The organism is Pseudodonghicola flavimaris, assembly GCF_030164425.1.
Classification (GTDB): Bacteria; Pseudomonadota; Alphaproteobacteria; order Rhodobacterales; family Rhodobacteraceae; genus Pseudodonghicola; species Pseudodonghicola flavimaris.
This window is the reverse complement of record NZ_JASNJD010000001.1, coordinates 318,034-338,624: the sequence shown is the minus strand read 5'-3', so window position 1 is coordinate 338,624 and position 20,591 is coordinate 318,034. Positions and strand designations below refer to the sequence as shown.

21 protein-coding genes and 1 tRNA gene are annotated in these 20,591 nt (G+C 66.7%); 9 read left to right on the top strand and 13 right to left on the bottom strand.

Going from position 1 to position 20,591, the window contains the following annotated elements:
• Window positions 1–43 precede the first annotated feature (43 nt).
• From ihfA to QO033_RS01585, 4 genes are all read left to right on the top strand, one after another.
• Window positions 44–346 carry an integration host factor subunit alpha gene (ihfA, locus tag QO033_RS01600; RefSeq protein WP_284479164.1) on the top strand — a complete coding sequence of 101 codons (303 nt, stop codon included), beginning with the start codon at window positions 44–46 and terminating at the stop codon, window positions 344–346.
• A 15-nt stretch (window positions 347–361) separates the two neighbouring features.
• Window positions 362–1,333 (top strand): MerR family transcriptional regulator, encoded by a 972-nt coding sequence (locus QO033_RS01595; protein ID WP_284479163.1) that lies wholly within the window; start codon window positions 362–364, stop codon window positions 1,331–1,333.
• A gap of 59 nt (window positions 1,334–1,392) precedes the next feature.
• A tRNA-Pro gene (locus QO033_RS01590) sits at window positions 1,393–1,469 on the top strand.
• Between the two features lie 55 nt (window positions 1,470–1,524).
• On the top strand, window positions 1,525–2,601 hold the full coding sequence (locus QO033_RS01585) for a 2'-deoxycytidine 5'-triphosphate deaminase (protein WP_284479162.1): 1,077 nt from the start codon (window positions 1,525–1,527) through the stop codon (window positions 2,599–2,601).
• An 87-nt stretch (window positions 2,602–2,688) separates the two neighbouring features.
• Here the strand turns inward: QO033_RS01585 and QO033_RS01580 are convergent, their stop codons facing one another.
• From QO033_RS01580 to QO033_RS01545, 8 genes are all read right to left on the bottom strand, one after another.
• Entirely contained in the window at window positions 2,689–2,955 is a 267-nt protein-coding gene (locus tag QO033_RS01580; protein ID WP_284479161.1) for a hypothetical protein, read from the bottom strand.
• A gap of 82 nt (window positions 2,956–3,037) precedes the next feature.
• Complete coding sequence (gene scpB, locus QO033_RS01575) at window positions 3,038–3,652, bottom strand: SMC-Scp complex subunit ScpB (protein ID WP_284479374.1); 615 nt, start codon at window positions 3,650–3,652, stop codon at window positions 3,038–3,040.
• A 56-nt stretch (window positions 3,653–3,708) separates the two neighbouring features.
• A complete protein-coding gene (locus tag QO033_RS01570; protein WP_284479160.1) occupies window positions 3,709–4,503 on the bottom strand; it encodes a segregation and condensation protein A in 795 nt (264 codons plus the stop codon).
• Entirely contained in the window at window positions 4,493–5,500 is a 1,008-nt protein-coding gene (gene nagZ / locus QO033_RS01565) for a beta-N-acetylhexosaminidase (protein WP_284479159.1), read from the bottom strand. The genes QO033_RS01570 and nagZ overlap by 11 nt, the downstream gene beginning before the upstream one ends.
• Window positions 5,497–6,543, bottom strand: coding sequence for an SPOR domain-containing protein (locus tag QO033_RS01560; RefSeq protein WP_284479158.1), 1,047 nt, complete (start codon window positions 6,541–6,543; stop codon window positions 5,497–5,499). The genes nagZ and QO033_RS01560 overlap by 4 nt, the downstream gene beginning before the upstream one ends.
• An 87-nt stretch (window positions 6,544–6,630) precedes the next feature.
• The gene (gene argS, locus QO033_RS01555) at window positions 6,631–8,376 is read right to left on the bottom strand and encodes an arginine--tRNA ligase (RefSeq protein ID WP_284479157.1); all 1,746 of its coding nucleotides are present in this window, start codon (window positions 8,374–8,376) and stop codon (window positions 6,631–6,633) included.
• A gap of 72 nt (window positions 8,377–8,448) precedes the next feature.
• On the bottom strand, window positions 8,449–10,368 hold the full coding sequence (locus QO033_RS01550; protein WP_284479156.1) for a cation:proton antiporter: 1,920 nt from the start codon (window positions 10,366–10,368) through the stop codon (window positions 8,449–8,451).
• Window positions 10,369–10,385: 17 nt separating this feature from the next.
• Window positions 10,386–11,528 (bottom strand): deoxyguanosinetriphosphate triphosphohydrolase, encoded by a 1,143-nt coding sequence (locus QO033_RS01545; protein ID WP_284479155.1) that lies wholly within the window; start codon window positions 11,526–11,528, stop codon window positions 10,386–10,388.
• 79 nt (window positions 11,529–11,607) lie between these two features.
• On the opposite strand from QO033_RS01545, the gene QO033_RS01540 reads away from it, so the two are divergent.
• On the top strand, window positions 11,608–11,931 hold the full coding sequence (locus QO033_RS01540) for a HesB/IscA family protein (RefSeq protein ID WP_284479154.1): 324 nt from the start codon (window positions 11,608–11,610) through the stop codon (window positions 11,929–11,931).
• Between the two features lie 93 nt (window positions 11,932–12,024).
• On the opposite strand, the gene QO033_RS01535 is transcribed toward QO033_RS01540, so the two are convergent.
• From QO033_RS01535 to QO033_RS01525, 3 genes are all read right to left on the bottom strand, one after another.
• Complete coding sequence (locus QO033_RS01535) at window positions 12,025–12,927, bottom strand: DMT family transporter (RefSeq protein ID WP_284479153.1); 903 nt, start codon at window positions 12,925–12,927, stop codon at window positions 12,025–12,027.
• On the bottom strand, window positions 12,924–14,003 hold the full coding sequence (locus tag QO033_RS01530) for a DUF6902 family protein (RefSeq protein WP_284479152.1): 1,080 nt from the start codon (window positions 14,001–14,003) through the stop codon (window positions 12,924–12,926). The genes QO033_RS01535 and QO033_RS01530 overlap by 4 nt, the downstream gene beginning before the upstream one ends.
• Window positions 14,004–14,109: 106 nt before the next feature.
• Entirely contained in the window at window positions 14,110–14,397 is a 288-nt protein-coding gene (locus tag QO033_RS01525; RefSeq protein WP_284479151.1) for a DUF6749 domain-containing protein, read from the bottom strand.
• A gap of 326 nt (window positions 14,398–14,723) precedes the next feature.
• On the opposite strand from QO033_RS01525, the gene xth reads away from it, so the two are divergent.
• Window positions 14,724–15,506 carry an exodeoxyribonuclease III gene (gene xth, locus QO033_RS01520; RefSeq protein WP_284479150.1) on the top strand — a complete coding sequence of 261 codons (783 nt, stop codon included), beginning with the start codon at window positions 14,724–14,726 and terminating at the stop codon, window positions 15,504–15,506.
• A gap of 36 nt (window positions 15,507–15,542) precedes the next feature.
• Here xth and QO033_RS01515 read toward each other — a convergent pair whose 3' ends face one another.
• Together QO033_RS01515 and dksA are read right to left on the bottom strand one after the other, a co-directional pair.
• Window positions 15,543–16,715 carry an FAD-dependent monooxygenase gene (locus tag QO033_RS01515; RefSeq protein WP_284479149.1) on the bottom strand — a complete coding sequence of 391 codons (1,173 nt, stop codon included), beginning with the start codon at window positions 16,713–16,715 and terminating at the stop codon, window positions 15,543–15,545.
• A 126-nt stretch (window positions 16,716–16,841) separates the two neighbouring features.
• On the bottom strand, window positions 16,842–17,264 hold the full coding sequence (gene dksA / locus QO033_RS01510) for an RNA polymerase-binding protein DksA (protein ID WP_284479148.1): 423 nt from the start codon (window positions 17,262–17,264) through the stop codon (window positions 16,842–16,844).
• Between the two features lie 659 nt (window positions 17,265–17,923).
• Here dksA and QO033_RS01505 point away from each other — a divergent pair.
• The 3 genes from QO033_RS01505 (at window position 17,924) to QO033_RS01495 (ending at window position 20,589) form a co-directional block, all read left to right on the top strand.
• Complete coding sequence (locus QO033_RS01505) at window positions 17,924–18,772, top strand: AAA family ATPase (RefSeq protein WP_284479147.1); 849 nt, start codon at window positions 17,924–17,926, stop codon at window positions 18,770–18,772.
• Window positions 18,773–19,049: 277 nt separating this feature from the next.
• Complete coding sequence (locus QO033_RS01500; protein ID WP_284479146.1) at window positions 19,050–20,417, top strand: DUF2927 domain-containing protein; 1,368 nt, start codon at window positions 19,050–19,052, stop codon at window positions 20,415–20,417.
• 4 nt (window positions 20,418–20,421) lie between these two features.
• Window positions 20,422–20,589, top strand: a complete 168-nt coding sequence (locus tag QO033_RS01495; protein WP_284479145.1) for an apolipoprotein acyltransferase — start codon at window positions 20,422–20,424, stop codon at window positions 20,587–20,589.
• Window positions 20,590–20,591 lie beyond the last annotated feature (2 nt).

The window sequence follows — 20,591 nt, the reverse complement described above, 5'->3', positions numbered from 1 at the left end:
AAATGCCCTGCCCCTATGCTCAAGAAACATTACGGGGGACGGTATGAGCTCTAAGACTTTGACAAGGATGGACCTGAGCGAAGCAGTGTTTCGCGAAGTCGGCCTGTCCCGTAACGAAAGCGCGCAGCTTGTCGAAAGCATGCTGGAACATATTTCCGATGCGCTGGTGCGGGGCGAACAGGTGAAGATCTCTTCATTTGGTACTTTCAGCGTGCGGGAAAAATCTGCGCGCATCGGACGAAACCCCAAAACCGGTGAGGAAGTGCCGATTCAGCCGCGCCGCGTGCTGACCTTCCGCCCGTCGCATCTGATGAAAGACCGCGTCGCCGCCGGGAACCGGGACTAAACGGATTCTGAAACGATGGCGAAGTCCCCCGATGCCTTTCGCACCATCAGCGAAGTCGCGACCTGGCTGGGGGTGCAGGCGCATGTCCTGCGGTTCTGGGAAAGCAAGTTCACCCAGGTGAAACCGGTCAAGCGGGCCGGCGGGCGGCGCTATTACCGGCCGTCCGACATGCGGCTGATCGGTGGCATCAAGACGCTGCTGCACGACGATGGAATGACCATCAAGGGTGTACAGAAAATCCTGAGAGAGCAAGGGGTTGCCCATGTAAGCAGCCTCTCTCCCCCGCTCGATGGCGAGGCGGTTGAAGATGCCTTCGCACTGGATGTGACGCCGCCGCAGGAAGAGCGCGGCACCGTGGTGGCCTTCAAGGCCAAGCCGATCGCCGATGCGGCCGTCAGCCGACCGCGGGCCCCGGCCGAACAGCCGCCCTCAGCGCAGCAGATGTTGCCGCTGGACGATCCCGCCCCGGCGCAGGAAAGCGATTCTCCCGGTGAGGAGATCACATCGGCGACACCAGAGGCTGGAGGCCTTCCCCCGGTGGAGACCATGCCGGAGCGCGAATCGCTCACGACGGAAGAGGCCGCGACCGCGGAGCCGGCACCGGCAACGCCCGAGCCTGCCCCTGAGGCCCAGAGCCCCGCAGCAGCCAAGGCCCCGGACGACCCGGTAGAAGTGTCTGCGGAAGGCTCCGTCACGCCGGCGCCGGAGGACACCCCGACCGCCGCCCCCCTGCCCGGATTTCTCAACCCCGACCGGCCGGCCTCTCCGATGGCGACACCGCCACAGGCCCCCGAACAGACCCCGTCGCTGCGCGTTGTCGCCATCGCCGATCCGCTGCATGAGGACGCCCAGTCCTATACCCCCGGGCTGCTCGGCCACCTCGCCGGGATCGACCGCCTGAGCCGTCTTCAGGCGGCCCGGATCGCCCCCTTCGTGCGGGCGCTGCGCGACTGGTACGAGCGTCAGGAAAAAGCGACCCGGGGATGATAATTCTGCATGTTACCCCCTTGCCCCTGCCCACAAAAACGGTATGAAGACCCCCACGTCGGGCTATGGCGCAGCCTGGTAGCGCGTCCGTCTGGGGGACGGAAGGTCGCAGGTTCGAGTCCTGCTAGCCCGACCATTATCACCGTGCGTTACCGTTTCAGCCGCCTTCCACAACAGGACAGGACAGGCCTATGACTGGCGTTTGCCCCGATCATCAGATTCGCCACATGCTGGACAGCGGCACTATCGCTGCCACACTGCCCGTGCTGGAAGAACAGATTCAGCCAGCCAGCCTCGATCTGCGGCTGGGCACGGTTGCCTATCGCATCCGCGCCTCCTTCCTCGCCGGCCAGGGCCGCAGTGTCGAGGACCGGCTGAGCGAATTCGAAATGCACCGCATCGACCTGACCAATGGCGCGGTGCTGGAAAAGGGCTGCGTCTATCTGGTGCCGCTGGCCGAATCCCTTGCCCTGCCGGGCGACATCAGCGCCGTCGCCAATGCCAAGAGCTCGACCGGGCGGCTCGATCTGCTGACCCGCACGATCATCGACGAGGGCACCGAGTTCGACCGCATTCCCGCCGGCTACGCCGGCCCGCTCTATGCCGAGATCTGCCCGCGCAGCTTTTCGGTACTGGTGCGGCCGGGCATGCGGCTCAACCAGATCCGCTTCCGTCGCGGACAGGCCACGCTGAGCGACGCCGAACTGAAGGCGCTGCACGCGCAGACACCGCTCGTCGATGGCGAAGCGGTAATCGAGCAGGGCCTGGGATTCTCGGTCGATCTGCACCCCCGGGGGTCCGATCTGGTCGGCTACCGCGCCAAGCCCCATACCGGGGTGATCGATCTCGACCGGATCGGCGCCTATGACCCGCGCGAATTCTGGGAAGAGATTCGCACCACCGACGGCCATATCATCCTGGACCCGGGCGCCTTCTATATCCTGGTCAGCCGCGAGGCGGTGCATATCCCGCCCGACTATGCCGCCGAGATGGCGCCCTATCTGGCCATGGTCGGGGAATTCCGGGTGCATTACGCCGGCTTCTTCGACCCCGGGTTCGGCCATGCCGGCGCCGGTGGCGAGGGCGCTCGCGGCGTGCTCGAGGTCCGCTGCCACGAGGCGCCCTTCGTGCTGGAACACGGCCAGATCGTCGGCCGGCTGGTCTATGAACGCATGGCAGAGCCGCCCACCCGCCTCTATGGCGCCGGGATCGCGTCGAATTACCAAGGCCAGGGGCTGAAGCTCGCCAAGCACTTCCGCGCCGGCTGACCCCGTCGCGGCACGAGCATCCCGCCAAGGGGCTCGACCCCGATCAGAGACATGTCAGAGACGTCGGACGTCAGCTCCGGCCAGCGCTCAGTTCTTGCCGGCGCGGGCGGCGCGGCGGGCCTGGCGGATTTGCCGGACCCGCTCCCGCTCCTCCGCCTGTTTGCGCTGCGTCTCCATCTCCGCCTCTGTCTCCGCATCGGCGCCCATGCCATAGCGGTCCGCCGCGCCGCGCGCCGGCGGCTTGCGGGGCTTGCCCAGATTGGCGGCCGCATCGATGCTCTTGTTCACCCCGGTGTGGATGAGGCGCCGCAGAACGGTCCGCAGCACCATGTTGATGATCTGGTTCAGGTTCATCTCGGGTGTCCTTCGCTGCTTGCCCTCTACCTAGGGGGAAAATGCGAAGATTTCAGGGCGCGGGAGGAAGTTTCCTGAAAAATCAATCTTCGAAAAGCTCGGTCTGACCGGATTCCGGGCTGTTGAGCTCGTCTTCGTCCTCATCGCGCTGGCCCAGCGGGATGGTGCCCGGCGGCGGCCGGTTCTCCAGCAGGCCGGCGGCGCGCAGCTCCTTCAGCCCCGGCAGATCGCGGGCGGTCTCCAGCCCGAAGTGATCCAGGAAGGTCTCCGTCACCACGAAGGTCACCGGCCGACCCGGAGTCATCTTGCGGCGGCCGAAGCGGATCCACTCCATCTCCAGCAGCTGGTCGATGGTGCCGCGGCTGACCGAAACGCCACGGATCTCCTCGATCTCGGCGCGGGTGCAGGGCTGATGATAGGCGATGATCGCCAGCGTTTCGATGGCAGCGCGCGACAACTTGCGCACCTCGACGGTTTCCTTCTGCATCAGAAACCCCAGATCGGGCGCCGTGCGGATCGCCCAGGCGTCCCCCACCCGCACCACGCGGACGCCGCGCCCCTCGTAGCGTTTGCGCAGATGCGCCAGAGCCTCCGCCGGATCGCAGCCATGCGGCATCCGCGCCTCCAGTTCCCGCACGGTGACCGGCTCGGCGCTGGCGAACAGCACCGCCTCGACCATGCGTTCCTGTTCACCCATCGGCGGTGCCTCGAACAGGCTCTCTTCCTGCGGCGTGTCCTCTGCCTGCTCTTCACTCACTCTCTCTGGTCCTTCCTGCGCAGCTGGATCGGGGCGAAGGTCTCGCTCTGGCGGATTTCCATATGGCCCTCCTTGACCAGCTCGAGCGAGGCGGCGAAGGTCGCCGCCGTGGCCGAGCGACGGCGCACCGGATCGGTTTCCCAGCCGTCGGGCAGATAGCTGGTGATATCGGTCCAGTCGCCGGCAAAGCCGATCAAGGGGCGCATCCGGTCCAGCGCCTGTTCCATGGTAAAGACGTTGTGGCGGTCCATCACGAAGGGGCGGAATTCGTCCCGCGTGCGGACCCGGGCATAGCCCTGCATCAGGTCGAGCAGCGTCGCCGAATAGGTGACGGTGCGGATGCGCATCACATCCTCCGCCTGGCCGCGCGCGAAGAAATCGCGCCCCTTCTGATCCCGCGCCATCAGCCGAGCGGCGACATCTCGCATCGCCTGCAGCCGTTCCAGCTGGAAGGCCAGATGCGCGGCCAGTTCCTCGCCCGAGGGCCCCTCTTCGGTCGGATCGGGGGGCAGCAGCAGCCGCGACTTCAGGAACGCCAGCCAGGCCGCCATCACCAGATAGTCGGCCGCCAGCTCGATCCTGAGCGCCTTGGCCTTCTCGACGAAGGTCAGATATTGCTGCGCCAGGTGCAGAACCGAGATCTTGCGCAGATCGACTTTCTGTGTGCGCGACAGCATCAGCAGCACGTCCAACGGGCCTTCGAACCCGTCGACATCCACAATCAGCGCCTCCGCCGCGAGGCGCTCGGTCACCGAAAGCGTGTCTTCCTCGAAAAGATCTCTATCCGCCATAGACCTGCCCGCCCATAAGGCGGGAAAGCTCGTCTTCGGCGGCCGAAATGTCAAGCGGTTCGGGCGCCTGGCGCTGGGACAGAGCCGCCTCAGCCCGGGTTTGCGCGGCCTCGGTCATCTCACCGGCGGCCTCGGCCACCGCCCGCCGCTCGGCCAGCGTGGCATTGCACAGCAGCACCACATCGCAGCCCGCGACCAGCGAGGCGCGCGCCAGATCGGCCAGATCGCCCTGCAGCGCCTTCATCGAGATATCGTCGGTCATGATTAGCCCGTCGAAGCCGATGTCGTCGCGGATGCGCGCCATCACCGGCGGCGACAACGTCGCCGGGCGATCATCGATGGCGTCATAGACCAGATGCGCGGTCATCCCCATCGGCAGATCGTTCAGCATGCGGAAGGCCGCGAAATCGGTCAGCGTCAGCTCGGCCTCCGGCGCCGCCACATGGGGCAGATCGAAATGGCTGTCCTGCGTCGCCCGGCCATGGCCCGGGATATGCTTCAACACCGGCAACACACCGCCGGCCATCAGCCCATCGGACACCGCGCGGGCCAGCCGCGCCACCGTCTCTGGATCGGAGCCATAACAGCGGTTCTTCAGAAAAGGATGCGTCGCCGCACCGGCCAGATCGGCCATCGGCGCGCAATCGCTGTCGATCCCCAGATCGCGCAGCTCCGCCGCGATCAGCCGATAGCGCAGGAACATCGCCCGTTCGGCATCGACGCCGGCGCCGGCGACGTGATCGAGCGGCGGCAGCCACTCGCGCCACAGCGGCGCGCGCAGCCGCTGGACCCGGCCGCCCTCCTGATCGATCAGGATCGGCGCCTCGCGCCCGACCGCCGCGCGCATGTCATCGCAGAGCGCGCGGATCTGATCTGGCGTGTCGATATTGCGCGCGAACAGGATGAACCCGAAGGGATCGGTGTCGCGAAACAGGGCAATCTCGTCCGCCGTCAGCCGCAGCCCCTCGGCATCGAGGATGGTGGCGCCGAAGCTCACCGCACGGTCACCGGAATACAGTCGGCATTCTCGGCCACCAGGGCCGAGCAGAACCGCCGTGCGTCGCTCAGATCGTCGAAACCCATGGCGCGCAACCGATAGAAGGTGCGCCCGCCGCTGCTGGCCTTCTGGATCACCCGTTTCTTGCCTTCCATGTAATCCCCGAAGCGGGAGAACAGCTTGCTCCACTCCTCGCGCGCCACATCGGGGCTGTCATAGGCGCCGAGCTGGGCCAGACGGGTGCCGGCGCTGAGCGAACCGGCGTCGACCTCGACATCGGCGGCGGAGGCCATCACGTTCTGGGCGCCGTTCAGCGCCTCGGCCACATCGGCACGGGCAACGGCCTGTTTCAGTTCCGCCGGTCGCGACATCGGCCGCAGCGAGATTTTCAAACCGGGGGCGGCCAGAACCGCCGGATCGATCGCCGCCATCTCGACGGCGCTGTCGCTGTCGTCCTCCAGCGCGCCGGGCCGAACCCCGTCGCTGGCGATCTCGGTTTCGGTGTCAGAAAGCGGATCGACCCCGTCGGTCAACTGCCGTACCAGCGCGTCGATGGAGCCATCGCGGAATTTCTCGACCGCATCGGGATCGACCGGCGCGCCGGCTGCCAGCGTGGTATCGGCGCCATCGGTACCGGAGAGTTCGCCCATCGGCATGTCTTCGTCGGTCAGCCCTACCGCGCGCGGCGCCAGCGCCAGACGTTCAGGCGGGGCCTCGGCGGTACCACCGGCGGCAACCGCATTGACCGCCAACCCCTGATGGTCGGCCAGCTGGCCGCCCGGGTCCTCGGGCGTCACCCGCATCGGCCCTTCCAGAGCGCGCACCACCGGCACCCCGCTGACATCGCGTACCATCAGCTTGTAGCCCCAGACACCGACCCCCGCGACCAGCGCGACCGAGGCCACCGCGCCAACGATATTGACGATCCGGGACAGCGCCCCGCCGTCCCGCGCGCGCGCCGCATCCTCGCCCTGCTGCTGCGGCTCAGCCTCAGCATAGAGCTCTTCCCCATACACGTCGTAGGTGTACTCGATATCCGCCATGTCCGCCTCACTGCCCATCGGCGCGGGTATGGTCCCACGCTCGGGTTCACTTGCAACTGCCTCGGGCCGGCGGTTCGGGCGGTTTTGTTACCGCATCTCCTGCGCCGGCGTTACGCCAAGAATACCAAGACCGGCGGAAATAACAACGGATACGGCACGTGCGAGGGCCATTTTTGCCTGACTGCCCGCCACATCCCCGTCCTGGATGAAGCGCAGCTCGGGCAAATCGTTGCCGCGATTCCACAGCGCATGAAAATCGCCGGCCAGTTCATAGAGGTAGAAAGCCACGCGATGCGGCTCATGGGCGCGGGCGGCGGTTTCCACCAGACGCGGCCATTCGGCCAGCTTCTTGGCGACCGTCAGCTCGGCCTCATGGCCGATGCCAGAGAGATCGGCGGCCCCCAGCGCGGCGTCATCGGCGGCGATGCCGGCCTCCGCGGCCTTGCGCAGCACGCTCATCACCCGGGCGTGGGCATATTGCACGTAGAACACCGGGTTCTCACGGCTCTGCTCCAGCACCTTGTCGAAATCGAAGTCGAGGGGCGCATCGTTCTTGCGGGTCAACATGACGAAACGGGTCACGTCGGGGCCGACCTGATCGACCACATCGCGCAGGGTAACGAAGTTGCCGGCCCGCTTCGACATCTTGAAGGGCTCGCCGTTCTTCCACAGCTTCACCAGCTGGGTCAGCTTGATATCGACCGGCACCTTGCCTTCGGAGAGCGCCGAAACCGCCGCCTTCATCCGTTTGACATAGCCGCCATGGTCGGCGCCGAAGATATCGATCAGCTCGTCAAAGCCGCGGCTGACCTTGTCGTAGTGATAGGCGATATCGGGAGCGAAATAGGTCCAGCTGCCGTCCGACTTCATGATCGGCCGGTCGACATCGTCGCCATGGGCGGTGGATTTGAACAGCGTCTGCTCGCGCGGCTCCCAGTCTTCCGGCGTCTTGCCCTTCGGCGGTTCCAGCACGCCGCGATAGATCAGCCCCTTGGCCCGCAGATGTTCGATCGCATCCTCGATCCGGCCGGTGCCGTAGAGCGATTTCTCCGAGAAGAACACATCCATGGTGACGCCGAGCGCCTTCAGATCCTCGCGGATCAGCGCCATCATCTTGTCGGTGGCATAATCGCGCAGCTCTTCCAGCCAGACCGATTCCGGTTGATCGACATAGCGATTGCCGATCTCCTCAGCCAGGGTCTTGCCGACCTCGATCAGATATTCGCCGGGATAGGTGCCATCGGGGAAATCGACCTCGGTCCCCAGCGCCTCAAGATAACGCAGATAGACCGAGCGGGCCAGCACATCGACCTGGGCGCCGCCGTCGTTGATGTAATATTCGCGGGTGACGTCGTGGCCGGAGTAATCCAGCAGGCTCGCCAGCGCATCGCCGAAGACGGCACCGCGGGTGTGGCCCACATGCAGCGGTCCGGTCGGGTTGGCCGAGACATATTCGACGTTGATCTTGCGCCCATGCCCCATGTCGGAGCGGCCGTAATCGGCCCCCAGCGCCAGCACCTGGCCGATCAGCCCCTGCCACAACCCCGGGTCGAGCCGCAGGTTCAGAAAGCCGGGACCTGCGACCTCGGCGCTGGTGATACGGTCATCGGCGGCCAGCCGGCCCGCCAGCGTCTCGGCGATATCGCGGGGTTTCATCTTCGCCGGCTTGGCCAGCACCATGGCGGCATTGGTCGCCATATCCCCATGCGCCGCGTCTCGCGGCGGCTCCACCGTGACATTATCGAACGACAGCCCCTCGGGCAGCAGCCCTTCGGCGGTCATTGCGGCCAGAGTGTCGAGCACGAGCGCCCGGATATCGGCAAAGATGTTCATACCATGGTTTCCTTCACGGAGCGGTCTTGGTGGAGCGGGCCGGGTCTAGCAGCTTTGCCACCAAGGTCAATGCTAGGCAGAATCGGCGGGCCCCGTCCCGGAGGACGGCGCCGTTTTCGCAGCGGTTTCCGAGGGGGTTTCTGCGGCCTTTTCCGGCCTCCTTTCCGGCGCCTTCTCCGGGGCTGGTTCCGGCGGCGCCAGGTGGATCACCTGCGCCCCGGTGGTCAGCTTCGGGTCGCTGTCGTCCGCACGCGGTTCGAACAGGCGCAGATCGCCCTTCTCCGGCAGCTCGCCGACCAGCACGCTATCGGGGAACGTCTCACGGAAGGCGCGATAGCCGAATTCGGCGCTCAGCCGGGTAGCGCGCAGCTGCCAGCCCTGATGCATCCGCCGGCTCAGCTCGCCATAGGTCAACCCACCGGCGATCCGCCGCCCGCCCAGGGTGCTGGGCAGCGTGTGGCGACGGGTGTCGAGCGTCTCGCGCCGCAACTGGAACACATTGGCGCGGCCGTATTCCGGCGCCAGATCGGTGGTCACCAGCGTGTTGTAGGCATCGTTCTCGCTAAGCGCGACGATCCGGTCGTAGCCGATCAGATCCAGCCCGAACTCGGCGCTTTCCGACAGGATGTCGCCATAGAAGGTCTGCAGCCCGGCATTTCGCGCGCCGCGCAGCCGGATGATATTGGTATCGCAAACCAGCACCGGCACCCCGAGCTTTTCCAGCACCTCCCCCAGCGCGGTGGAGAAGCCGGAGCCGCCGACCAGAATCACCCCGGCGCGGCCCTTGGCGGTCAGCCCCAGCAGCCGCGCCACCGGTGCCAGGGTGAAGCCATGCAGCACCACGGTGGCGGCGACGATGACGAAGGCCAGCGGTGCGATCCGGGCCGCATCCTCCAGCCCCAGCGCCACCAGCCGTTCGCCGAACAGCCCGGCGACCGCCACCAGCACCACGCCGCGCGGTCCGGTCAACGCCACCAGCAGCCGTTCGCGAAACGGCACTTTGGTGCCCGCCAGCGCCAGCAGCACCGGCAGCGGCCGGGCGATCAGGATCAGCGCCGCGACGAAGGCCGCCGCGCGCCAGTCCAGCATCGACAGCGTATCCAGGTTCATGCCGGCGGCCAGCAGGATGAACACGCCGGAGACCAGAAGGATGGTGGCATGTTCCTTGAACCGCCGCATCTCCTCGTAAGATGGCAGGCCGGCATTGGCGATCCAGATGCCCATGATGGTCACCGTCAGCAGCCCGCTTTCGTGCAACAGCGCATCGGCCAGCGCAAAGCCCGCCAACAGCGCCGCGAACAGCACCGGCACCTTCATGTATTCGGCGACCTGACCGCGGTCGAAGGCGCGGGAGATGCCCCAGCCGCCGAAGACACCGACCAGCGCCGCGAAACCGATGCCGCGCAGCAGCTCCCACACCGCATGGGCGGCGCTGGTGTCGGCATGCACCACCACCACGACCTCGAAGGCCAGCACCGCCGCCAGCGCCCCCACCGGATCGTTGACGATCGCCTCCCACTGCAGCAGCGCCGAGGGGCGTTTCTGCAGCCGGGCGGTGCGCAGCAGCGGCGCGATCACCGTCGGCCCGGTGACGATCAGGATGCCACCGAAAACCGCGGCGCTTTCCCAGCCGAGCCCGGCGACGAAATGCAGCGCCAGCGTGGCGCTGAGCCAGCCCAGCGGCGCCCCCAGCACCACCAGCCGACGCACGCCTTCGGCCGCGCCCGCCAACGAATGGAAATTCAGGGTCAGCCCGCCCTCGAACAGGATGATCGCCACCGCGATGGAGATCATCGGCCCCATCAGATCGCCGATATCGCGGGCCGGATCGAACACCCCCAGCACCGGGCCGATCACGATCCCCGCCAGCAACATCAACACGATGGCCGGCAGCCGCAGCTTCCAGGCCAGCCATTGCGACCCGACGCCGAGCGCTCCGACCAGGGCGAAGGCGGTGACCGGCGTCAGCGCGCCATCGACGGGGGTGACCATGGCGGCGCCCTCCTCTGTCAGGGTTTCATCAGCCGTTCGTGTTCGTGCAGCGCGAACCGGTCGGTCATCCCGGCGATGTAATCCGAGATGATCCGGGCCACCGCGGTCTCATCCCCTTCGGCCCGGGCCAGATCGTGCAGCCAGCGCTCCGGCAACAGCCCGGGGTCGCGCAGAAACAGATCGAACAGCTCCTCCACCACCACGGCGACCTGTTTGCGGATCACCATCACGCTGGGCGCGCGATACATCCGGCGGAACAGGAAGTCGCGGATCTGCTTCAGATCGGTCCAGAGTTCTGGGGAGAATTGCACCACCGGCCGGCCGAGCGCGCGGATCTCCTCGACCGAGCCGGCACCGCTCTCTGTCAGCCGCGCGCGAGAGGTGTCGATGACATCGGAGACCATCACCCCGAACACCCGGCGCAGCGCCTCGTGCCGACGCCGGTTCCAGTCGAGACCGGGGTATCTGGCGTCGACCTCGGCATAGGCATCGCCGATGATCGGCAGCGCCGTGATCTCTTCATCGGTGAACAACCCGGCGCGCAGCCCGTCGTGCAGGTCGTGGTTGTTATAGGCGATATCGTCGGCCAGCGCCGCCACCTGCGCCTCGGCGCTGGCATGGGTGTGCAGCTCCAGATCGATGGCGGCGTTGCATTCGGCCAGCGCCCAGGGCAGCTCTCCGGTCACCGGGCCGTTATGCTTGGCGATCGCCTCCAGCGTCTCCCAGGTCAGGTTCAGCCCGTCGAATTCGGCGTAATGGCGTTCCAGGCTGGTGACGATGCGGATCGCCTGGGCGTTATGATCGAACCCGCCATAGGGCGCCATCAGCGCGTGCAGCGCATCCTCTCCGGTGTGGCCGAAGGGGGTGTGCCCCAGATCGTGGGCCAGCGCCACCGCCTCGGTCAGCTCCTGGTTCAGGCCGAGGGCGCCGGCCACGGTGCGGGCCACCTGCCCCACCTCGATCGAATGGGTCAGCCGGGTGCGGTAATTGTCGCCTTCGTGTTCGACGAAGACCTGGGTTTTATGTTTCAGCCGGCGGAAGGCGCTGGCATGGATGATCCGGTCCCGGTCGCGCTGAAACGGCGAGCGAAAACTGCTTTCCTCTTCCCGAACCAGCCGCCCGCGGCTTTTTCCGGGATCCGAGGCATAGGGGGCGCGCATCTGCGGTCCTTGTTCTTGTCCCTGTCCTTGAGCCCTCTATATTGGACTGCAAAGGGAATTCAAACCGCCGGAGTGATCCATGAACCTGCCCCCGAAAGTGACCGAGCGTGCCTTTGCCCGCCTGTCAGAGATCGGTGCCGCCCAACAGGGCAAGGCGCTGCGCGTGGCGGTCGAGGGCGGCGGCTGCTCCGGGTTTCAGTACGATATCGCGCTGGACGCCCCGGCCGAGGACGATCTGATCCTCGAAGGCCAGGGCGAAAAGGTGGTCGTCGACTCCGTGTCGCTGCCGTTTCTGGCCAATGCCACCATCGATTTCACCGAGGAGCTGATCGGCGCCCGTTTCGTCATCGACAATCCGAACGCCACCTCCTCCTGCGGCTGCGGCACGTCGTTTTCGATGTAAGCGGGCGCATTGGCGGCCGAAAATGGCGCAGATGGCCCCGAAACGCCCCTGTCTTGGGGCGTTTTTCTTTTCCCGACGGCCCGTTACGGCCTTTTACGGATCGGTTCTCAGGTCCGGCGACAGCCGCTCCTGCGGCGCGATCTGGTCCCACACCAGATAGAGCCCGCTGCCCACCACGATCACCGCCCCCAGCACGGTGCTGAGCGTCGGCAACTCTCCGAAGGCCAGCGCGCCGATTGCCACCATCCAGATGAACTGCAGGTTCATCAGCGGCGTCACCGCATAGGCCGCGAGCAGTCGCAGCGCCACCACCGACACCCAGCGCGCGGCGAAGAGCAGCCCGGCATAGGCGGCGATCCAGCCCAGATCGGCCAGCGACATCGGCCGCCAGACGAACGGCAGTGCCGCACTCATCGTCAGACAGAGCGCCAGGTTGGGATAGAAGACCTGGGCCAGCGCATTCTGCTCCGTCCGCCCGATCAACCGGGCCATCAGCATGGAGAACGTGCCGCTGACCGCCGCCAGCCCGGCCCAGAGATGGCCGGAACCGACGCCATGCAGCCCCTCCGGAAACAGGCAGACCACCCCCGCCACCCCGGCCGCCAGCGCCACCCAGGCCGCCGGCCGCACATATTCGCCCAGGATCGGCCCGGACATCAGCGCCGCCAGGATCGGCATCAGCGCGATGAACAGGAAGACATCGGTGAAGGGCAGCAGCCGGAAGGCCTGAAAGAAGGCCACCGCCGCCACCACCGTCGCCGCCGATCTGAGCGCCATCGCCCCCGGCCGGCGGGTCCTGAGCCCCTTGCCCTGCGACGGGTGCCGGTCGGCCAGAACACTGAGCGCGATCACCAGCGCACCGGAGATCGCGAACATCTGCGGCGCCGCATAGCCGCCCGCGACAAGCTTGGTGATGCCGTCGGCGCCGGCGATCAGCCCGGTATAGAGCGCCGTCAGCCCGGCCCCGGCCAGCGCCGCCCGGCGCGCCGCGCTCATGATGCCACCCCGGTGATCAGAGCCGGCCGGGCGAAGCCGCGGAAGAACTCCGCAAAGCGTGGGCTGCTGGCCTCGGCCTCGGCCAGGATATCCTGTGCCGGCCGGCTCAGCGCGTCGTGCAGATGCGGCCGCATCGCCGGCCAGTCGCCGCTGCGCTCGCCCGCCAGGCGGAACATGCATTCCGACATCTGCCGCAGCGGCGCCCCGGCCTGCCGCGGCCCGCGCCAGAAGGCCATCCGCCCCCCCGGCAGCGGCTGCGGCACACCGCTGCCGCCACGCAGCCGGTCGAGCCAGCCGCACATCAGGTAGCAATGATAATCGTCAGCCACCGGCCCCTCCTGCACCGTCGCGACGGCGAACCCCGCCAGTTCCCGCGCCAACCAGTCTTCCCAGATCGGCGACGGGATCACACCGGCAAAGCGCAGCGCGATGCAGATTTCCGCCAGCAGATCGGCATCCTGATCCAGAAACGCGAGGATCCCCGCATAGTCCAGGCTGGCCACCGCCGCCGACGCCAGTTCCGGATCGCGCCGACCGTATTCGCTGAGATAGAAGACGATATGGGTCAGCTCGTAGGCGGCCTTGCGGTTCGGCATGGCGAAGGTCTCGGTCCGGGCGATGAAGCCGCGCAGCCGGTCCTCCAGCCCGCGATCCTCCGGCAGCGGATCGATCCCACGCCGCTGCATCAGCCGCCGCGCCTCCGCCCGCTGCAGATCGGACAATTCCGCCGCCGCCAGCCCCTGATCGGCGGCCCAGGCACAGAGCCCCTCGGCCTTGTCGCCGGCCATCCCCAGCGCCTCCAGGTCGAGACAGATCGACAGGATGAAGCGGTAGTATTGCGGAAAGAAGCTCAGCCGCGCCTCGGCGGTGGCATAGAAGGCCCCCAGCGGCTCCAGCGCCGCGGCGCCGGGCCGCGCGCCAGTGCTTTCGAGAATGTTGAGAAGCTCGGCATTCTCCTTCAGCCAGAAGACGTCCCCGTCGCCGCGACGCGCCCCGGCGAAGCCGGAGAGCAGGGCAGCCTCGGCCGCGGCGCCCTGAAACCGGGCCGGACCCCTGAGCTGGATCACATTCGACATCGGTTCGCCTTTCTGTCCTGGCGGGATCGCCCGCCTGTTCGGGGCCCCGGCGTCGCCGGGCCTGTGGCGCGGCGCCCCCCGGAAGGGGCGCCTGCGGTGGTCTGTCTCAGCTGCCCGACGGGAACAGCCGGGTGCCTTCGCCGGCGATCATGGTCGCACCGGCCTCGGGCGCCGAGCCCGACGGGAACAGCGACACCGCCTCACCGCCGAGCATGTCGCCACCGGCGCAGGGGGCGGAGCCCGACGGAAACAGCGACACCGCCTCGCCGCTCAGCATCTCGCCGCTCATCTCCGGCGCGGAGCCCGACGGGAACAGCCCGGTGGCGGCGCCATCGAACAGGCTGGCGGTTTCCACGGAAGTCTCATTCAGGTGCAGTTTACGCAGTGCGGTCATATCGGTTCCCCCTTTATTGCACTGTTGAAAGCCACATCAGGCTTGCACCGGAACCTCCTGCGACAAAGGGATTTTTTACCACCATACCGCGACATGGCACAGTTGTTCACATCAATTACGTGCATCAATATTCTCCGCCTCAATTGAAAGACAAAGTTAATCCACAGGATAAAATTTCTTTTCCACAGCTCTGATTTTACGTTATTTTTGATCAAATATTACGAGATTCACCCAAATCCGATGCCACCCGACAGGCGAATCGTCCGCCGCTTGCCCTGCCCGCCGCGATCGGCGATAGAGCGTGGAACCGCGGAAGGAGCAGCAGAATGAAAATCGCCACCTTCAACATCAACGGGATCAAGGCCCGCGCCCAGGCGCTGACCGACTGGCTCGACACCGCCCAGCCGGATGTGGCGCTGCTGCAGGAAATCAAATCCGTCGACGAGGCCTTCCCCCGCGAGCTGTTCGAAGAGCGCGGCTATAACGTCGAGACCCACGGGCAGAAGAGCTTCAACGGCGTGGCGATCCTCTCGAAACTGCCGCTGGAGGACGTCCGGCGCGGCCTGCCCGGCGATGACACCGACGAACAGGCCCGCTGGATTGAGGCGACGGTGGTTGGGCGGCAGGCGATCCGGCTTTGCGGTCTCTATCTGCCGAACGGCAACCCGGCGCCGGGGCCGAAATACGATTACAAGCTCGCCTGGATGGACCGGCTGCGCGCCCGCGCCGCCGATCTCCTGGCCAGCGAGGAGCCGGCGATGATGGCGGGCGATTACAACATCATCCCGCAGCCGGTCGATGCCGCCAAACCCGAGGCCTGGGTGGAGGACGCGCTGTTTCGCCCCGAAAGCCGCGCCGCCTTCCAGCGGATCACCAACCTCGGCTTCACCGAGGCGATCCGCAGCCGCCATCCGCAGCAGGCCGGGCTCTATTCCTTCTGGGACTATCAGGCCGGCGCCTGGCAGCGGAACAACGGCATCCGCATCGATCACATCCTGCTGACGCCGCAAGCGGCCGACCTGATGACCGATTGCGGGATCGACAAGGAGATCCGCGGCTTCGAGAAACCCTCGGATCACGTGCCGGTCTGGGTCGAGCTCGACCTCTGACCCGACCGACACCGCCGCGCCGGCCCTGCGCCGGGCTCAGCCCTGCGTCACGTCGTGGGTGTAAATCCAGTCGAACTGCCGCACTGCCTGGGCCGGGGCCAGCGATCCGCCTAGCCGCAGGGCCAGATGGCCCAGTTCGCGGAACGGCGACAGCCGGAAATGGTATTTCCAGGCGTTGGCATTGGCGGCTGCGATCACCCGCACCGCCCGATCGCGCCGGCGCGCCTGATACAGCCCGAGGGCCGCGACCTGATCGGCCTCACGATCGAGGCAATCGGCCAGCACCCAGGCGTCCTCCAGCGCCAGATTGGCGCCCTGGGCCAGAAACGGCAGCGTCGGATGCGCCGCATCGCCCAGCAGCGCGACGTTGCCGCCCTGCCATTTCGGCGCCACCGGATGCCGGAACAACCCCCAGAGCCCGACCTGATCGACCCGCTGCAACAGTGCCGCCGGCACCCCCTGAAACTCGTGGAACGCTGCCCTCAGATGCGCCGGATCGTCGGTATGGGACCAGCCCTCATCCGCCCAGGCGCGGCGCTCCTGCACCGCGACGATATTCACGATCTCGCCCTCGCGCAGCGGGTAGCAGACCAGATGCCGCCCCGGGGCGACGTAGATGCTGGCCTCGGCCGGGAGGTTCAGATCGTTGGGCACCACGGCCCGCCAGGCCACCTGACCGGTGAAAAACGGTTTGTCGGCACCATTGAGCGCCGTGCGCGCCCGCGATTTCAGCCCGTCAGCGCCGACCACCAGATCGGCCCGCGCCTGGGCGCCATTGCACAGATGCACCACCGGTTGCGGCCCCGGTTCGACCCGGTCGACCCGCTGCAGCAGCCGCAGATGCACCCCGGCCCCGCGCGCCGCGGTGGCCAGCAGACCGATCAGATCGGCGCGATGCAACAGGTAGAAGTCCTGATCCGGTGCGTGCCGATCCAGATCGAGCCGCAACAGGTCGCCGGCACGGCGATAATCCCGCAGCACCACCGCGTGCGACCGCAGCCCGAACCGCTCCAGCGCCGGCCCCAGGCCGAGCGCTTTCAGCACGGCGACGCCATTGGGGCTGATCTGCAGCCCGGCGCCGACTTCGGCGATCTCGCCAGCCTGCTCCAGCACCGTCACCTCGGCCCCGCGCGCCCTGAGCGCCAGCGCCGCGGCCAGCCCGGCGATCCCCGCCCCTGCCACGACGATATGACGGCCCGTCAGTGCCATATGTCCCTTTCCGCCCACTGCGGGTCCGCTCTGTCGCCGGACTTGCCGCAGCTCATGCCTCTCAATGAAAAACGCCAGGGCGCGGGCCCCGGCGTTTGCCGTTCCGCAACGGATTGTCCGCCGCGATCAGTCGTCGCGATGAACCTTTTCGCGGCGCTCGTGGCGCTCCTGCGCCTCAAGGCTCAGCGTCGTGGTCGGACGCGCCACCAGCCGTTTCAGGGAAATCGGCTCACCGGTCTCGTGGCAATAGCCGAACTCACCCTCGTCGATCCGCCGCAGCGCAGAATCAATCTTGGCCACCAGCTTGCGCTGACGGTCGCGGATACGCAGTTCCAGCGCGCGATCGGTCTCTTCGCTGGCGCGGTCGGCGACATCGGGGATGTTGCGCGTTCCGCTCTGCAGTCCGGCGATGGTGGATTTGCTTTCGTTCAGCAGTTCAGCCTTCTGGCGCAGCAATTCGCGGCGAAACCATTCCAGCTGACGTTCGTTCATGAACGGTTCGTCTTCGGCCGGTCGGTAATCCTCCGGCAGGAAAACTTCGGCTTTCATACCATCTCCTTCCGACCCGAGTCTGTCTGTAAGTGTCACGTCATTCACCCGTGCTCTCATGCGGCTGCGTTTAGCCGAAGGTCGCCGGGTTGTCACTACACAAATGTCCTATCTCACCAAGGATTTCCCCGGACCGCCCGGCATGGCGGCAGCCGCTCTGCCAGCCGCGAAAGCCCCCGTGCGGATCGCCGCCGCCCCGGCCTGCCGGGTCCTGCCGGCGTGAGCGACTGCGCCCCATGATCCACCCGTTTGCGGCGAAAATCAAAACAAGATCGGGTAATTAGGGAATTCGATTACAATATTAGGGATTAGGCGGATATTTCCGAAACAATCCCTTCTGCGCCGGCCACACAATTGCGAAATCCGCGCCCGGAGAGGCCCGGCGGGGCGACTCCCAGCGCCCCAAAGATGCCCTTACGTCACCCTCATTTCCCGCCACTCCGTGCCGAACCCCACCGCCCTCTCCGCCGCCCTCTCCGCCGCCCGGACGCGGCAATGCAGCTGCAGCAGGCAGCCTGCCCCACAGCCCGCGCAAGGCTCCATGCCTGCACAGAAACCCCGCGCCCGCCCCTGCGGAACCCAACGGCACAGGCGGCGGCGCTTGCAATGGTGCCCGGCCCTGAGTATCCCCGATCCTTGGGCACAGGAGGGAGAGCCAGATGACCGCACGTTTCGAAAGCACCAAGGATTACGTCGCCACCGACGACCTGACTGTCGCGGTGAACGCCGCCGTCACGCTGGAACGGCCGCTGCTGGTCAAGGGCGAACCGGGCACCGGCAAGACCGAGCTGGCCAAGCAGGTCGCCGCCTCTCTCGGGCTGAAGATGATCGAGTGGAACGTGAAATCCACCACCCGCGCCCAGCAGGGTCTTTACGAATACGACGCCGTCAGCCGGCTGCGCGACAGCCAGCTGGGCGACGAGCGGGTCTATGACGTCAAAAACTACATCAAGAAGGGCAAGCTCTGGCAGGCCTTCGAGGCCGACGAAAAGGTCGTCCTGCTGATCGACGAGATCGACAAGGCGGATATCGAATTCCCCAACGACCTGCTGCAGGAACTCGATAAGATGGAGTTTTTCGTCTACGAGACCGGCGAGACCATCAAGGCCAAGCAGCGCCCGATCGTCATCATCACCTCGAACAACGAGAAGGAACTGCCCGACGCCTTCCTGCGCCGCTGTTTCTTCCATTATATCCGCTTCCCCGACGAGCCGATCCTGCGCAAGATCGTCGAGGTGCATCACCCCGGCATCAAGGGCAGCCTGCTGACCGCGGCGCTCACCCAGTTCTACGAGCTGCGCGAAACCGCCGGGCTGAAGAAGAAGCCCTCCACCTCGGAGGTGCTGGACTGGCTGAAGCTGCTGCTGGCCGAGGATATGGATGCCGAGGATCTGAAGCGCGACGGCGTCAATGCGCTGCCGAAGCTGCATGGCGCGCTGCTGAAGAACGAACAGGACGTGCATCTGTTCGAACGCCTCGCCTTCATGGCCCGCAAGCAGCAGCGCTGAGCTGCTCCCGGCCCGAACTAGGGCGCGCCCGCACCTGCAACCTGCACCGGACGCCCGGGGGCAGCCCGGCAGCAGCGCGCCATTGCGGCAGCGCCCATTCGGGCCTAACGTGACCTTGTAAAGGTGCCTCGCCCCGTGCCCTCCGGTGATCCAATCGTCGGCGGCCCCACGGGCAGGAAAAGTGATTTCGACCGGATTGGTGAGCTTAGCGCATGTCTGTTCCGCCCCTTTTTCCCGCCGCCCTGCCCCGGCCGGCCATTGCCGGAGCCCGGAGCAGATGATCCGTGCCGCGCTCCTGACTGTGGCGCTGGCGCTGACCGGCTGCGCCACCGTTCCGATGGCGGACCTGCCCAGCCGCGCCCAGATCGCCGACAGCACCCTGCCGCCGATGAAGGCGTTTTCGACCCCGCATCCCAGCGCCCCGAGCCGGTCCAACGCCAATATCGCCGCCGATTTCCTCGACCTGCATTTCGAGCTGGAGAGCGGCCGACGGCTGGAATTCATGACCCGCTTCGAAACCCCGATCACCATCCGGGTGGTGGGCAATGCGCCAGCCTCGCTCAGCCCCGATCTGCGCCGCCTGCTCAGCCGGTTACGGCGCGAGGCGGGCATCGACATCCATCAGGTGCGCCGCGGCGCCGCCAATATCACCATCGAGCCGGTCAGTCGCGCCGAAATCCGCCGGGCGCTGCCGCAGGCGGCCTGTTTCGTCGTCCCCAACGTCTCCAGCTTCGATGAATTCCGCCGCGACCGCCGCAAGCCCAAGACCAGCTGGTCGGCGCTGCACGATCGCAGCCGGATGGGCATTTTCGTGCCCTATGACAGCACACCGCAGGAGCTGCGCGATTGCCTGCACGAAGAGCTGGCGCAGGCGCTGGGGCCGCTCAACGATCTGTACCGGCTGCCGGATTCCGTCTTCAACGACGATAACGTGCATACCGTCCTGACCGGTTTCGATATGCTGATCCTGCGCGCCACCTATGCGCCCGAGCTGCGCAGCGGCATGACCCGGGCCGAGGTTGCCAGCCGGTTGCCGGCGATCCTGTCGCGGATGAATCCGGGCGGCGACAGCATCCCGCAGACCCCGGTCAGCGCCACGCCGCGCAACTGGATCGACGCGGTTCAGACCTCGCTGGGGCCGAATGTCCCGACCCCGGCGCGCCGCGGCGCCGCCGCCACCGCCACCCGCATCGCCCAGAGCCTGGGCTGGAGCGATCACCGGCTGGCCTTCAACTACTACATGCAGGGGCGGCTGCTGCAGCTGACCGATCCCGACGCCGCCCAGACCCAGTTCCGGGCCGCGCTGGATATCCTCAACCGCAGACCGGAGACCCGGCTGCATGCCGCCCAGGTCGTGACCCAGACCGCGGCCTATGCCATCGCCACCGGCCACCCCGACCCGGCGCTGAGCCAAATTGAACCGATGCTGGACATCGCCCAGCGGTCGGAAAACGCCGCCCTGCTGGCGACGCTGATGATGCTGAAGGCCGAGGCGCTGGACATGCAGGGCCAGTCCAAGCAGGCCGAATCCGTACGGCTCGACAGTCTCGGCTGGGCCCGCTACGGCTTCGGCTCGGATTGGGCCGTGCGGGCCAAAATGCGCGAGATCGCCGCGCTCAATCCCCAGAACAGAGAGCGTGGATAGACCCATGATCGTGATCCTGTCGGCGCTGGTTGGCGCCCTTCTCGGCGGGCTGACAGCCCGGAAACGTGGCGGCACAGCGGCCGATATCGCCCAATATGCGGCTGGCTATGCCATCGCTTTTGCTATTGTCGGGGTTCTCGCCACCATCATCATCCACCGTGCAGCGCTCTGAGG

Excerpts from the sequence above, each read along its gene's own strand:
- ihfA (WP_284479164.1), top strand. The coding sequence starts at position 44 with ATGAGCTCTAAGACTTTGACAAGGATGGACCTGAGCGAAGCAGTGTTT.
- QO033_RS01595 (WP_284479163.1), top strand. The coding sequence starts at position 362 with ATGGCGAAGTCCCCCGATGCCTTTCGCACCATCAGCGAAGTCGCGACC.
- QO033_RS01585 (WP_284479162.1), top strand. The coding sequence starts at position 1,525 with ATGACTGGCGTTTGCCCCGATCATCAGATTCGCCACATGCTGGACAGC.
- QO033_RS01580 (WP_284479161.1), bottom strand. The coding sequence starts at position 2,955 with ATGAACCTGAACCAGATCATCAACATGGTGCTGCGGACCGTTCTGCGG.
- scpB (WP_284479374.1), bottom strand. The coding sequence starts at position 3,652 with ATGGGTGAACAGGAACGCATGGTCGAGGCGGTGCTGTTCGCCAGCGCC.
- QO033_RS01570 (WP_284479160.1), bottom strand. The coding sequence starts at position 4,503 with ATGGCGGATAGAGATCTTTTCGAGGAAGACACGCTTTCGGTGACCGAG.
- QO033_RS01560 (WP_284479158.1), bottom strand. The coding sequence starts at position 6,543 with ATGGCGGATATCGAGTACACCTACGACGTGTATGGGGAAGAGCTCTAT.
- argS (WP_284479157.1), bottom strand. The coding sequence starts at position 8,376 with ATGAACATCTTTGCCGATATCCGGGCGCTCGTGCTCGACACTCTGGCC.
- QO033_RS01550 (WP_284479156.1), bottom strand. The coding sequence starts at position 10,368 with ATGGTCACCCCCGTCGATGGCGCGCTGACGCCGGTCACCGCCTTCGCC.
- QO033_RS01545 (WP_284479155.1), bottom strand. The coding sequence starts at position 11,528 with ATGCGCGCCCCCTATGCCTCGGATCCCGGAAAAAGCCGCGGGCGGCTG.
- QO033_RS01540 (WP_284479154.1), top strand. The coding sequence starts at position 11,608 with ATGAACCTGCCCCCGAAAGTGACCGAGCGTGCCTTTGCCCGCCTGTCA.
- QO033_RS01535 (WP_284479153.1), bottom strand. The coding sequence starts at position 12,927 with ATGAGCGCGGCGCGCCGGGCGGCGCTGGCCGGGGCCGGGCTGACGGCG.
- QO033_RS01530 (WP_284479152.1), bottom strand. The coding sequence starts at position 14,003 with ATGTCGAATGTGATCCAGCTCAGGGGTCCGGCCCGGTTTCAGGGCGCC.
- QO033_RS01525 (WP_284479151.1), bottom strand. The coding sequence starts at position 14,397 with ATGACCGCACTGCGTAAACTGCACCTGAATGAGACTTCCGTGGAAACC.
- xth (WP_284479150.1), top strand. The coding sequence starts at position 14,724 with ATGAAAATCGCCACCTTCAACATCAACGGGATCAAGGCCCGCGCCCAG.
- QO033_RS01515 (WP_284479149.1), bottom strand. The coding sequence starts at position 16,715 with ATGGCACTGACGGGCCGTCATATCGTCGTGGCAGGGGCGGGGATCGCC.
- dksA (WP_284479148.1), bottom strand. The coding sequence starts at position 17,264 with ATGAAAGCCGAAGTTTTCCTGCCGGAGGATTACCGACCGGCCGAAGAC.
- QO033_RS01505 (WP_284479147.1), top strand. The coding sequence starts at position 17,924 with ATGACCGCACGTTTCGAAAGCACCAAGGATTACGTCGCCACCGACGAC.
- QO033_RS01500 (WP_284479146.1), top strand. The coding sequence starts at position 19,050 with ATGATCCGTGCCGCGCTCCTGACTGTGGCGCTGGCGCTGACCGGCTGC.
- QO033_RS01495 (WP_284479145.1), top strand. The coding sequence starts at position 20,422 with ATGATCGTGATCCTGTCGGCGCTGGTTGGCGCCCTTCTCGGCGGGCTG.